Annotated in this window: 14 protein-coding genes; 7 read left to right on the top strand and 7 right to left on the bottom strand. The window is 70.5% G+C overall.

Annotation, left to right across the window (positions count from 1 at the left end):
- Positions 1-4 precede the first annotated feature (4 nt).
- Positions 5-493 (top strand): hypothetical protein, encoded by a 489-nt coding sequence (locus tag QLQ12_RS06355; RefSeq protein ID WP_282757764.1) that lies wholly within the window; start codon positions 5-7, stop codon positions 491-493.
- Between the two features lie 69 nt (positions 494-562).
- A complete protein-coding gene (locus tag QLQ12_RS06350; protein ID WP_282757762.1) occupies positions 563-1942 on the top strand; it encodes a glycine--tRNA ligase in 1380 nt (459 codons plus the stop codon).
- A gap of 81 nt (positions 1943-2023) precedes the next feature.
- Here the strand turns inward: QLQ12_RS06350 and QLQ12_RS06345 are convergent, their stop codons facing one another.
- Positions 2024-2506: an XdhC family protein gene (locus tag QLQ12_RS06345; RefSeq protein ID WP_282757761.1), complete on the bottom strand. Its 483-nt coding sequence runs from the start codon at positions 2504-2506 to the stop codon at positions 2024-2026.
- A 179-nt stretch (positions 2507-2685) separates the two neighbouring features.
- Here QLQ12_RS06345 and QLQ12_RS06340 point away from each other — a divergent pair, with 179 nt between their 5' ends.
- Positions 2686-2973, top strand: coding sequence for a hypothetical protein (locus QLQ12_RS06340; RefSeq protein ID WP_282757760.1), 288 nt, complete (start codon positions 2686-2688; stop codon positions 2971-2973).
- A gap of 65 nt (positions 2974-3038) precedes the next feature.
- Positions 3039-4157: a tRNA dihydrouridine synthase DusB gene (gene dusB, locus QLQ12_RS06335; RefSeq protein WP_282757906.1), complete on the top strand. Its 1119-nt coding sequence runs from the start codon at positions 3039-3041 to the stop codon at positions 4155-4157.
- A gap of 81 nt (positions 4158-4238) precedes the next feature.
- Here dusB and QLQ12_RS06330 read toward each other — a convergent pair whose 3' ends face one another.
- The 6 genes from QLQ12_RS06330 to QLQ12_RS06305 form a co-directional block, all read right to left on the bottom strand.
- Complete coding sequence (locus QLQ12_RS06330; RefSeq protein WP_282757759.1) at positions 4239-5390, bottom strand: MFS transporter; 1152 nt, start codon at positions 5388-5390, stop codon at positions 4239-4241.
- 54 nt (positions 5391-5444) lie between these two features.
- Complete coding sequence (locus QLQ12_RS06325) at positions 5445-6521, bottom strand: DUF2786 domain-containing protein (RefSeq protein WP_282757758.1); 1077 nt, start codon at positions 6519-6521, stop codon at positions 5445-5447.
- A gap of 86 nt (positions 6522-6607) precedes the next feature.
- Complete coding sequence (locus QLQ12_RS06320) at positions 6608-6979, bottom strand: hypothetical protein (RefSeq protein ID WP_109591698.1); 372 nt, start codon at positions 6977-6979, stop codon at positions 6608-6610.
- A 56-nt stretch (positions 6980-7035) separates the two neighbouring features.
- The gene (locus QLQ12_RS06315; RefSeq protein WP_282757757.1) at positions 7036-7524 is read right to left on the bottom strand and encodes a roadblock/LC7 domain-containing protein; all 489 of its coding nucleotides are present in this window, start codon (positions 7522-7524) and stop codon (positions 7036-7038) included.
- A gap of 37 nt (positions 7525-7561) precedes the next feature.
- On the bottom strand, positions 7562-8569 hold the full coding sequence (locus QLQ12_RS06310; RefSeq protein WP_282757756.1) for a DUF4388 domain-containing protein: 1008 nt from the start codon (positions 8567-8569) through the stop codon (positions 7562-7564).
- Between the two features lie 40 nt (positions 8570-8609).
- Positions 8610-9038: a roadblock/LC7 domain-containing protein gene (locus QLQ12_RS06305; protein ID WP_282757754.1), complete on the bottom strand. Its 429-nt coding sequence runs from the start codon at positions 9036-9038 to the stop codon at positions 8610-8612.
- Positions 9039-9208: 170 nt separating this feature from the next.
- Here QLQ12_RS06305 and QLQ12_RS06300 point away from each other — a divergent pair, with 170 nt between their 5' ends.
- From QLQ12_RS06300 to dnaG, 3 genes are read left to right on the top strand one after another with little or no spacing between them, the layout of a single operon-like run.
- Positions 9209-9562 (top strand): VOC family protein, encoded by a 354-nt coding sequence (locus tag QLQ12_RS06300; RefSeq protein ID WP_282757752.1) that lies wholly within the window; start codon positions 9209-9211, stop codon positions 9560-9562.
- Positions 9563-9590: 28 nt separating this feature from the next.
- Entirely contained in the window at positions 9591-10805 is a 1215-nt protein-coding gene (locus QLQ12_RS06295) for a deoxyguanosinetriphosphate triphosphohydrolase (RefSeq protein ID WP_282757750.1), read from the top strand.
- A gap of 52 nt (positions 10806-10857) precedes the next feature.
- Positions 10858-12717 carry a DNA primase gene (dnaG, locus tag QLQ12_RS06290; RefSeq protein WP_282757748.1) on the top strand — a complete coding sequence of 620 codons (1860 nt, stop codon included), beginning with the start codon at positions 10858-10860 and terminating at the stop codon, positions 12715-12717.
- Positions 12718-12722: the final 5 nt, after the last annotated feature.

Raw genomic sequence — 12722 nt, 5'->3', positions numbered from 1 at the left:
CAACATGAGTCTTCCTCCGCCCCCGCCACCGCCGGGCCCGGGCGTGCACCCGCCGTTTCCGGCTCCTCCGGTGGAGGGCCGGGGCAAGCGGGTCTCGACCAGTCTCGGCATCGTCGCCGGTGTGGTGGTGCTGGTCTGCGGAGTCGGCGCCGTCGCCGGCGTCGGTTTCCTGACGTCCTTCACCAGCGCGCTCGGCGAGCAGGCCGAGGTGACCGTCGGCCGCTACCTCGCCGACCTGCGTGAGCGTGACTTCGACGGGGCGTACCAGCAGCTCTGCCAGGAGGCGCGGGACGACGAGAGCCAGGCCGACTACGCCGCGCGGATGGCCGGGTTCGAGCCCTTCGTGTCCTTCGAGGTCGGCGAGTTGGACCTGGTGAAGTCGACCGTCCCGGTGAGCCTCACCTATCCCGACGGCGACCGGGCCCGGGTCGAGGCCGAGCTGCAGCAGAGCAGGTCGACGGGCAAGTTCGAGGTGTGCGACCTGAGGGAGTAACCTCCCTTTTCGTCCACTCACCCACGAATGTCCCCGCCGACACCCAGCCGGCGTAGGAGGAAACCGCACATGCCTGCCGACCGTATCGACAGCGTCGTCAGCCTGGCCAAGCGCCGGGGCTTCGTCTTCCCCTCCAGTGAGATCTACGGAGGAACCCGTTCGGCCTGGGACTACGGTCCGCTGGGTGTGGAGCTGAAGGAGAACGTCCGCCGCCAGTGGTGGCGGACCATGGTCCAGCAGCGCGACGACATCGTCGGCCTGGACTCGGCGGTCATCCTGTCCCGTGACGTGTGGGCCGCCTCCGGTCACCTCGACGCGTTCGTCGACCCGCTGACCGAGTGCCAGTCCTGCCACAAGCGCTTCCGGGCCGACCACCTGGAGGAGGCGTTCGAGGCGAAGCACGGCAAGCTGCCCGGCTCGCTCCAGGAGCTGAACTGCCCGAACTGCGGCAACAAGGGCACCTTCACCGAGCCGAAGATGTTCAACGGCCTGATGAAGACCTACCTCGGCCCGACCGAGAGCGCCGACGGACTGCACTACCTGCGCCCGGAGACGGCCCAGGGCATCTTCGTCAACTACAACAACGTGGCGACCGCGGCCCGCAAGAAGCCGCCGTTCGGCATCGCGCAGGTCGGCAAGAGCTTCCGCAACGAGATCACCCCGGGCAACTTCATCTTCCGTACGCGTGAGTTCGAGCAGATGGAGATGGAGTTCTTCGTCCCGCCGGGCAGCGACGAGCAGTGGCACGAGTACTGGCTCCAGCAGCGCTGGGACTGGTACCGCGACCTGGGCCTGTCCGAGAGCAACCTGCGCTTCTACGAGCACGCCAAGGAGAAGCTCTCGCACTACTCGAAGCGGACCGTCGACATCGAGTACCGCTTCCAGTTCGGCGGCACCGAGTTCGCCGAGCTCGAGGGCATCGCCAACCGCACCGACTTCGACCTGACGACGCACTCCAAGCACTCCGGTGTCGACCTGTCCTTCTTCGACCAGGAGAAGGGCGAGCGCTGGGTGCCCTACGTCATCGAGCCGGCCGCCGGCCTCACCCGCGCGGTGCTGGCGTTCCTCCTCGAGGCCTACGACGAGGACGAGGCCCCGAACACCAAGGGCGGCGTCGACAAGCGCACGGTCATGCGGTTCGACCCCCGGCTCGCCCCGGTCAAGGTCGCCGTCCTGCCGCTGTCGCGTAACCCGGACCTGTCGCCGAAGGCCAAGGGGCTCGCCGCTGACCTGCGCAAGCGGTGGATCGTCGAGTTCGACGACTCGCAGGCCATCGGCCGCCGGTACCGCCGCCAGGACGAGATCGGCACCCCGTTCTGCGTCACGGTCGACTTCGACACCCTCACCGACGACGCGGTCACCGTGCGCGACCGCGACACCATGAAGCAGGAGCGGGTCTCCCTCAGCCAGATCGAGGATTACCTGATCAAGCGCCTGCCGGGTTGCTGATCCTCTGATGAGAGGCCGGGCCCTCGGGCCCGGCCTCTCGCTGTCTGCACAACTCTGAGCTTTCAGAACTCTCTGAGCTTTTCAGAACTCGAAACCGCCGGGGCGGTGGTTGCGGTCGGCGATCAGTCCGGCCAGCACGGCGACGGCGATCTCCGCCGGGGTACGGCTACCGATGTTCAGCCCGACCGGCCGGTGCACCCGCCCGATCTCGTCCTCCGCCACGCCGAGCTCGCGCAGCGCCGCGAGGTGAGGCCCCTCGTGCCGTGGGTTGCCGAGGATCCCGATCCACCGGGCTTCCCCGCTCAGCGCCTCCTTGAGCAGGGCGCCGATCTCGGTCCGGTGATGATCGGTCAGCAGGATGTCGGTGTGCTCGTCGGGCGCGGCCGCCGCCAGGTCGCTGACGAGGGTGTCGCCGTGCGGTCGTGGCGTCCCGCCCAGCCGTGCCGGGTCGGGCTCCACCAGCACGGTCTGGAACCCCAGCTCCACCCCGAACCGGAACAGCATCTCCGACACCGGCGACTCGAACACGGCGATCAGCCGCCGCGGACTCAGCGCATCACTCACCCCATCGACTCTGCCAGAGAATCCTCGAAAGCACCCGCCCAGATGTCGCATTCCCACTTGCTTGGCGACTATAGTCATGAGCGAGAAAAGCTCATCGCCGGCCGGCCGAGCGACTACCCTTCACCCCCGGAGGCATGGTGCCGACTTTGGAAGAACGCGTCACTCGACTGGAGACCCGCATGGACGAGCAGGAGAGGCTCCGCGCCGGTCAAGATCGCGACCTCTCTGATGTCGCCGAGAAACTGCGTGTCCAGACCGATCTGATGAAGGCGCTGGCCACAACCCAGTCGCAGCACACCGCGACGCTGGCGCAGCACACCGCGACGCTTGACCGGCACACCGCAATGCACAAGGAACATGCGAGGTCGCTCGGCCTGCTCACTCTTGAGGTGCACGGCCTCAAGGATGGGATGCAGCAGATCATCGGGATGCTGGATACGTTGATCGAGCGAGACAGCCCCAACTAGGGGAGCGGGCGATTCGGGGTCGCCGGGCCGGGCGTGTCACGCTAGAGCGCGTGACTGCACCGCTCATGCTCGGCGACCACGTCGTCAATCCGCCCGTCGTGCTCGCCCCCATGGCCGGGATCACCAATGTCGCTTTCCGGCGGCTCTGCCGGGAGCAGGGCGGCGGGGTCTACGTCTGCGAGATGATCACGACGCGGGCCCTGGTGGAGCGGATCCCCAAGACGCTCAAGATGATCGCGTTCGCGGAGGACGAGGGTTTCCGCAGCCTGCAGCTCTACGGCGTCGACCCGGACGTGACCGCGGCCGCGGTGCGGATGATCGGCGAGGACGGCCTGGCCGATCACATCGACCTCAACTTCGGGTGCCCGGTGCCGAAGGTGACGCGGCGTGGCGGCGGGTCGGCCCTGCCGTGGCGGCACCGGCTGTTCGGCCGGATCGTGAGCCAGGCGGTCGCGGCGGCGAAGCCCTTCGGCATCCCGCTCACGATCAAGATGCGCAAGGGCATCGACGACGACCATCTGACGTATGTCGAAGCCGGTCTCGCCGCGCAGGAGGCCGGCGTGGCCGCTGTCGCCCTGCACGCCCGCACCGCCGAGCAGCGATACTCCGGCAAGGCCGACTGGGACGCGATCGCCACGCTGAAGCAGGCCCTGGACGTGCCGGTGCTCGGCAACGGCGACATCTGGGAGGGCTCCGACGCCCTGCGCATGGTCGCGCACACCGGCTGCGACGGCGTGGTGGTCGGCCGCGGCTGCCTGGGCCGCCCGTGGCTGTTCGCCGACCTGGAGGCCGCCTTCACCCAGGGCGCCGACTACCGGCCGGTGCTGCCGACCCTCGGGGAGGTCGCGAAGATCGTCTCCCGGCACGCGCAGTTGCTGGTCGAGGCGCTGGAAGACGAGAAGCACGGCTGCGCCGACTTCCGCAAGCACGTCGCCTGGTACCTGAAGGGCTTCCCGGTCGGCGGTGACCTGCGCCGCAGCCTCGCGATGATCTCGTCACTGGCCGAGCTGGACGACCTGCTGGCCAAGCTCGACCCGTCGATCCCGTTCCCGGCCGACGCGCTCGGCCAGCCCCGTGGCCGGGTCAACGCCCCGGGCAAGGTGTCGCTGCCGCACGGCTGGCTCGACAGCCGCGACGACGAGACCGTTCCCGAAGGCGCCGAGACCGACGAGTCCGGCGGCTGACGACCGCCGCCGCCAGGGGGTGGGGGGACGTTCGGCAGGTGTCCGGCGGGACCGGAAAGGTCGCCGCCGGACCACCGAGGTTCAGCGTTGCACAGCGAGCCGGGCCGTGATCAGCAGCGGGACGGCCATCCCCGCGCAGAGCACCGGCAACGGGACGGGCAGGACGAACGCCGCGTAGAGCGTCACCGCGAAGACCTCGGCGCCGAACCCGGCGACCGACAGGGCGGTGGCCCGCGCCGGACCGGTGATGGTGTCCTGCAGACGGGACTCGGCGTGCACCATCGCGAACTGGAGCAGGCCGAACGCGGCCGAGACCGCGAGCATGCCGGCCGGGTGCGGCACCAGCGAACCCGCCGCCAGCAGCACGGCGGCCAGGGTCAGAGCGCCCGCGAGCGGCCGCGGGGTGGTCGGCGGGAGACGCCCGGCGAGCGAACTCCCGGCCGCCATCGCCAGCGCGGTCGCCGCGAACAGCAGGGGGACGACCTGCGTCGGCGCCCCCATCTCGCGGCCGAGCAGGGGCAGGTACTCGTCGAGGGCGCTGAACCCCGGCACGGCCGCGGCCACGAGCAGGGCCCGCAGCGCCCGGCTGCTCCCGGTGACCGCCCGGACGCCCGCGCGGAGGAGCTCCGCATATCCGGGTTCCGGCGCGGGGGGTGAGTCCGGCGCGGAGCCGACGGGACTGCCCGGGGTGCGGTCGTCGCCGGCGACGTCCGTACCGGAGAAGGGTTTCTCGGGGAGGCGGAGGGCGAGCAGACCGCCGGCGGTGACCGTCGCGATGCTGATCACGCCGACCAGGAGATAGCCGCCGGTGAGATAGGCGGGGGTGGCCAGGAGGGTGGCCGCGAGCATCGCGAGCAGGCCGGCGGTGCGTGCGTGGCCGATGACGCGGCTGTACGCGGCGCCGTCGCCGAGATGGTCGTAGACCAGCGCCTCCAGCGAGCCGGAGGCGAACGCGCCGCCGAGACCCCAGAGGAGGAAGCCCAGGGCGAAGCCCGGATAGGTGGGCCAGAGCAGCCAGAGCCCGAAACCGGCCGCGGTGATGATCTCGCCGAGGGCGTAGAGACGCTTACGCGACCAGGCGTCGGCCAGGGCGCCGGCGGGCACCTCGCAGGCGAACGAGACCACCGACCAGATGATGAACAGTGAGGAGATCTCGCCGGTGGTGAGCCCGGTGTCGGCGAAGAGCAGCGCGTAGACCGGGTAGAGGAGCACCCCCTCCTGGAGGGCGTGCACGGCGTAGAGGTGTCAGCGTCAAATCGGGTGCATGGACCCAGTCTGCCGCACCCGTCAACGCAGTTCCGCCTCGTCGGCGGCGGCCCGTCCGGACTCCCAGCCGGCCAGGCTGTCCACCCTGCTGCTGCGGACCCGGACCGTGCGGGGGAACGCCCGGTCCATCGCCTCGTTCACCTTAATCTCGCGGTTGCGCAGCACCGGCAGCAGGTCGTCGTGCCCGGTCATCTCCCGTTCGACGGTCTGCCGCAGGCGCTCGCCGATCCGAATGCCGTAGGCGACCAGGAACGACCGGCGGAACGCCTTGATCCGGGCCTTGCGCATGGTCTTCTCGTCGCGGCTCATCGCCCGGTTCGCCTGCATCAGCAGCGACGTGTAGATCAGCTCGACCGCGTCGATGTCGGCGTCGAAGCCGAAGACCGTGCTGAACCCCAGGTCCTGTGACCAGACCGTGCGGCACGTGTTGGCACTGGCCACCGCGTCCAGCAGGGCCGCCTTCTCGCTCTCGTAGGGGTGGTCCACGCCGATCCGCCGGGCGAACGGCACCACGTCCACCGCCGGGGCGGTGACCTCCTCGATCCGGTACCGGGTGATCAGCTCCTGCGCCTTCGCGCTGTAGCTCTCCGCCTCGGCCGGGAAGTCGGTGGACTCCGCTTTCGCCAGCAGGGCGCGGACCCGGTCGAGAATGCGCTTGTCGCTGTGGTGCGGCACGGTGGTGAGGGGGGTGCCCGGCGGCGGGATCAGGATCTCGATGCGGGGCAGGCGCCGAAGGTCGGCCAGCAGACCCAGCGAGGCGTCCAGGACGGCGATCCGGTCCGGCTTACGGCCTTCCGGGGTACGCAGCCCGTCCACCTGAGCCTGCCAGCGCTCGTCGACGGGCTCCCGGCCACGCAGGTAGTCCCGGGCGGCGTCGGCGACCAGGCGGGCCTGGATCGGGTTGCCGAGTCGGGCGACCGTGCGGTGCAACTCGGCCGGCTGCCAGCCGTTGCCGAAGAGACGGTCGAACTCACTGTTCAGCGCGTTGCGCAGAGCCGTGTCGGCCTCGGCGGCGGGCGCTCCGGTCAGGATGTCCAGCGCGTCCTCGTGCCCGAGGTCACCGGACCGCACGTGGTCGATGATCTCCTGGGCGCCCATGAGGAGAGATGGTAGGCCCCGTCGAGGGTGAGGCGAGGGCGGGGAGGGCGGTGCGGGCCCTCCCCGCCAGGGGTGGCGCTCACGCCTTAGACGTCGAGGTCGTTCTCGATGCGGCGCAGCTGGTGCCGGGACATGGCGAGGTTCGCCCGGTCCCGCCGCAGCGCCACGTAGAGGAAGAGCCCCTTCCCCGACCTGCTGGTGAGCGGCCGGATCATGTGGTACTGCGTGTCCAGCGTGATCAGGATGTCCTCGATCTTCTCGGAGAGGTTGAGCATCTCCATCGCCCGCAGCTTCGCCCGGACCACGTCGGTGTTGCCGGCGGCGGCGACCGTCAGGTCGAGCTCCTTGCCGCCACCGAGGGTGCCCAGGGCCATGCCGCTGGTGTGGTCCACGAGCGCGACGCCGATGCAGCCGTCGATCTCCATGATCTCTTTGAGTGCGGTGTCCATGTCGGGCATGGGATCTTTCCTCCGTTGCGGTGGGATGGTTCTCACATAGGGTCGTCAACTGCCGGTCAGCCGGCCGCCTGCCGGCGGCGTACGACGTTGGGCAGGGTGGCCATCGGGGTCCGCCGGGCCAGCGGGACCGATGGGCCGGACTGCGTGGGGATTTCCGGGCGGAGCTGCGGCGCCGTCTCCAGAGCGAGGATCCGGACCAGCCGGCGGACGCACCGCCGCGCCTCGAGATGGACCATGGCGAGGTTCGCGTCACCCGAGGTGACCACGGTGAGCAGGGCGTTCGGTCCGGCGGTGTACGAGGTGATGTAGCCGCCGTCGCACTCCACCACGGACTCCCGCAGCTCACCGTGATTGACCGCGTGCGCGAACCGCCGGGCCAGAGCCAGGTGGGCCGCCGCCAGCGCGGCCAGCGTGTCCGGCTCGATGCCGTGCGAGTCGTGTGCGACGACCAGTCCGTCGGCGGTGGCGAGCACGCTGCCGGCCAACTCCGGCACTCTGCTGCGCAGGCGCCCGAGCTCCTCGAGTACCGCCGGATCCACCGTCACTTCTTCTCGCTCCTTCGGCTGATGGGGGGTGCGCGCGTCACCGCAGTGCCCTCAGTGCGGTGCGTATGCGTTTGAGCAGGACCTCGTCGGCTCCCTGGTGCGCGGGCGGGCTCTCGCCCGCGAACTCCTTGGGCAGCTTCGCGCCGGGTTTCCGGCGGGCCAGCCGCGGTGGCCGGTTCAGCCCGGCGTTGTTCTCACCGGGCGCCGCCACGGCGGGCGGCGGGTCGTCGTCCGGCGGCGGATGCCGGGCCGCCGGTTCCGGCCCGGAGATCACCGGTACGGAGCTCGGCGCGGTCCTGGACAGCGGAACCGACGTCCCCCGTGGATGCGGGAGCCGGACGAACTCCGGATTGTCGGTGACCCGCTGCTCGGGCGGTTCGATCAGCCCCGCCGCGGCCATCCGGCGCAGTTCCTGGATGATCGCGTAACCCGCCCGGCCGAGCAGTTGTGCCAGGTCGGCCGGGGTGCGCTGGCCGTCGGCGTGGACCAGCAGCTCCCACTGCGGAGCGGTGATCGTGACCCGTTCTCGGGGTGGCCGGGTCACCGGGATGACCGGCGCCACGTCCACCCGCGGGTTCGGGAGGATCTCGTCGAGCAGCTTGATCCGGCGGCGCACCTCGCGGTTGATCGCGGCCGCGTCGATGTGCACGACCGGCCCCAGCCAGTGGGTGGCGCCGGCCAGGAACTCGACCGGGGCGTCCGTGTCGGCGAGCACGAAGTACGCCGCGTCGTACGTCGCGCCGAGCACGCACAGCTCCAGCTCACCCTGGGTGAGATGGCCCTGTTCGACCAGCAGCCGGCCCACCCGGGCGGTCGAGGTGCCCAGGTCGAGCGCGTTCTGCCAGGTCCGCCCGGCGAGCCGCCCCGATGACGTGAGCAGCTCACCGACCCCCGGTGCGGCCGGCGACTCGGCGTACATGACCCGGCCCTCGAGGACGTAGACCGCGCCGCCCGGATGGCCGCCGACCATCAGCGCTCCGGTCTGCCGCGCACCGGCGACCTGCGCGAGCAGGGTGCCGGGCGTCGCGGTCCTCGTGGCGGCCACCGATCGCTCCCTTCGCGGGTCGTGGCAGGACAGACGCTGGTCATCGGGTGGCGACCAGCTCGTCGGCCAGGCGTTGCATCTTGCGGCGGGCCACGGCGAGGTTGCCGCGGACCCGGTCCAGCCACACGTAGAGCACCAGGCGGCTGTCGAACTCGGTCTGGACCATCCGCAGAAGGTGGTAGCCCCCGGCGGTGGTGATGATCAGGTCTTCGAGCAGGTCGTGCGGGACCGCCGAGACGAACAGCGATCGGCTGTTCGCGGCCTGGACCACCTCCGCCGTTCCGGCGGCCGCGGCCTCGTGGTCCTCGTTCGGCGCGGCTCCGGTCGTGGCGACCGGGAAGCCCGTGGTGTAGTCGACGATGCTGGCCCCGACAGCGCCGGGGATCGTCATCGCCTCCTGTAGACAGTGGTCGACGCCGGGCACTTCACTCCTCAGCGCTTCGTCGTTGTCCCCGGTGACGTTTCTCATGAGTTCCGCATCCGTGCCGCCACCGTGGGCCATCCTCCGGTGACCGTGCGGCGACAAGTCGCACGTCCTGTGCGTCATGGTCCAGTCGCACGCGGGGTGCGCTGTTTCCCCGAGGTCCACATGCCCGGATCGCGTAACATGATCGTCATATGTCGATCTCGGGAGGTTGTATGCCCAGTCGGTGGGAGCAGATCGTGGTGGACGCGCAGGACCCGGGGCGACTCGCCCGCTGGTGGGCCGAGGCGCTGGACTACGTGATCGTGAACGAGGCCCCCGACGAGGTGGAGATCCGCCGCACCGCCGACGAACTGCCGGGCCTGCTGTTCGGCGTCGGCGTGGACCCCAAACGGGTGAAGAACCGGCTGCACATCGACCTGCGCCCGGACGACCAGGAGGCCGAGGTGGAGCGGCTCGTCGGGATGGGCGCCCGGCCGGTCGACATCGGCCAGGGCGATGTTCCCTGGGTGGTGCTCGCCGATCCCGAGGGCAACGAGTTCTGCGTCCTCAGCACGAAGAGCGGGTGACCCGGGCCGACCGGCATAGGGTGGGATCATGACGGCCGCCGACTCTCAGAGGTGGGCAGCCGAACCCGCCAAGGACAGTGGGTACGGGCGTACGCCGTACCAGCGGGACCGGGCCCGGGTGCTGCACTCGGCCGGGTTCCGGCGCCTCGCCGCCAAGACGCAGGTGCACACGGCGGGGTCGGACGACTTCCTGCGCACCAGACTCACCCATTCGCTCGAGGTGGCCCAGATCTCCCGGGAGATGGGCGCCCGCCTGGGCTGTGACCCCGACCTGGTGGACGTGGCCGGGCTCGCCCACGACCTGGGGCACCCGCCGTTCGGTCACAACGGGGAGGCCGCGCTCGACGTGGTCGCCGAGCCGTGCGGCGGCTTCGAGGGCAACGCGCAGACCCTCCGGGTGATCACCCGACTGGAGGCGAAGGTGCCCGGCGCCGGCCTCAACCTGACCCGGGCCACCCTGGACGCCTGCTCCAAGTACCCGTGGTTCCGCCGGCCCGGCTACCGCAAGTTCGGCGTCTACCCCGACGACCGGCCCGTCTTCGAGTGGATGCGCTCACCCCGCACCGACGAGCGCCGTTGCCTGGAGGCGCAGGTCATGGACTGGGCCGACGACGTCGCCTACTCCGTGCACGACGTCGAGGACGGCGTGCACGGCGGTTACATCACTCTCGCCGACCTGCTCCACGACCGGGGCGAGCGGGCCGCGCTCTGCGATGACGTCGCCGCCACCTACTCCGTCGAGAGCGCCGAGCAGCTGGGTGTGGCTCTGGACCAGTTGCTGGCCGACCCGGCGGTCACCGCGGTCGCCGGTTACTGTGGCGATTACCATTCCCTGGTCGCGCTGAAACGGATGACCAGCGTGCTGACCGGCCGGTTCGTCGCCTCCGCGGTCGGCGCCACCCAGAGCCGTCACGGCACCGAGCCGCTGTGCCGGTACGCCGCCGACCTGATCGTCCCGCGAACCGTCCGCAACCAGTGCGCGCTGCTCAAGGGCATGGCGTACCGGTACGTCATGCGGTCCCGGGCGGCCGAGGGCTGGTACGAGGAACAGCGGACCATCCTGGCCGAGCTGGTGGAGGCGCTCACCCGTACCCCGGAGCGGCTGGATCCGCTCTTTCGCCCGCTGCACGCGGCGGCCGCCGACGACGCGGCCGCCCTGCGGGTGGTGATCGACCAGGTCGCCTCGCTGACCGATCACGCCGCGGTGGCCTGGCACGCGGCGATCACCGGGACACGTCGGTGAGGACCGGCGACCCTGCTGGCGGCTGACCGATCGCGCGAGGCAGGATGTAGCCGTGGCGGGCAGGGTCAAGGACGAGGACATCGCAGTGGTCCGCGACCGGACCTCGATCGTCGACGTGATCAGCGAGACGGTCACGCTACGGTCGGCGGGCGGCGGCAACCTCAAGGGGCTGTGCCCCTTCCACGACGAGAAGACACCGTCGTTCAACGTCTCGCCGGCCCGCGGCGTCTATTTCTGCCACGGCTGCGGCCAGGGCGGTGACTCGATCAAGTTCCTGATGGACGCGGAGCACCTGTCGTTCATCGAGTCGGTGGAGCGGCTGGCCGGCAAGGCCGGCATCCAGCTGCGCTACGACACCGAGTCCGGCGGCCCGTCCGCGCCGCGCCCGCAGACCGGCCAGCGGCAGCGCCTGATCGCCGCGCACGCCGCCGCCGTCGAGTTCTACTCCGAGCAGCTCGGCTCGCCCGGGGCCCGCAAGGCACGCGAGTTCCTCGCCGAGCGCGGCTTCGGCCGGGACGCCGCGGAGAAATACGGCTGCGGCTTCGCCCCCGACAGCTGGGACATGCTGAGCAAGCACCTGCTGCGCCGGGGCTTCACCGCGGAGGAACTGACCGCGGCCGGCCTGTCCAAGCCGGCCCGCTCGGGCTCGCTGATCGACCGGTTCCGCCGCCGGCTGCTCTGGCCGATCAGGGACCTGAGCAGCGATGTGATCGGTTTCGGCGCCCGCAAGCTGTTCGACGACGACGACGGCCCGAAATACCTGAACACGCCCGAGACGCCGATCTACAAGAAGTCGCACGTGCTCTACGGCATCGACCACGCGAAACGCGAGATCGCCAAGCGCGGCCGGGCGGTGATCGTCGAGGGCTACACCGACGTGATGGCCTGCCACGAGGCGGGCGAACCGACGGCCGTGGCGACCTGCGGCACCGCCTTCGGCGTGGACCACATCCAGGTGCTGCGGCGCCTGCTGATGGACAGCGACAGCTTCACCGGCGAGATCATCTACACCTTCGACGGGGACGCGGCCGGCCAGAAGGCCGCGCTGCGCGCCTTCGAGGAGGACCAGCGTTTCGTCGGGCGTACCTTCATCGCCGTCTCCCCGGCCAACATGGACCCCTGCGAGTTGCGGCTGGCCCGCGGCGATCTGGCGGTCCGCGACATGATCGCGGGCCGCGAGCCGCTGGTCGACTTCGCCCTGCGGCAGACCATCTCCCGCTTCGACCTGGACACGGTCGAGGGCCGGGTCGAGGCGATGCGGCGTGCCGCGCCGCTGGTCGCCAAGATCAAGGACAGGGAGAAACGCCCGGAGTACGCGCGAAAGCTCGCCGACGACCTCGGGATGGAGCTCGAACCGGTGCAGCGTGCCGTCCGGGCCGCCCAGACCGGAAGCGGAACGGACACCACCGTGCGGCCCGGTCCCGTGCACAGCACCCAGCGTCTGGTGGAGCGGGAGGCGGTGAAACTCGCCCTGCAGTACCCGGGCCTGGCCGGATCGATGTTCGACACCCTCGCCCCCGAGGACTTCGGCGACGAGATCCTGCGCTCGATCCGGATCGCGATCGCGGCCGTCGGCGGCACCGCCGCGGCGACCGGCGGCGCCAACTGGATCGAGTCGGTCCGGGACGCGGCCGAGGACCTCGGCGCCAAGGCCCTGGTGGGGGAGCTGTCGGTGGAGCCGGTCCGGTTCGACCGCGAGGCCGACCCGTCCTACGTCTCGCAACAGGTCGCCAAGCTCCAGCTTCCCCGGGTGATGGCCCGGATCCAGGACATAAAGTCCAAGATTCAGCGGATGAACCCGGTCAAGAACCGCGACGAGTACTTCGCACTGGCGGGTGAGCTGTTCCCGCTGGAGCAGCATGCGAAGGCGCTCCGGTTGGCGGCGTTCACCTATGAGTCGCCGACCGGATGAGGTGG

Origin of the sequence: Actinoplanes sandaracinus (genome assembly GCF_030009775.1) — a bacterium.
In the GTDB taxonomy this organism is placed as follows: Bacteria; Actinomycetota; Actinomycetes; order Mycobacteriales; family Micromonosporaceae; genus Actinoplanes; species Actinoplanes sandaracinus.
This window is presented reverse-complemented; position numbering and strand designations above follow the sequence as displayed.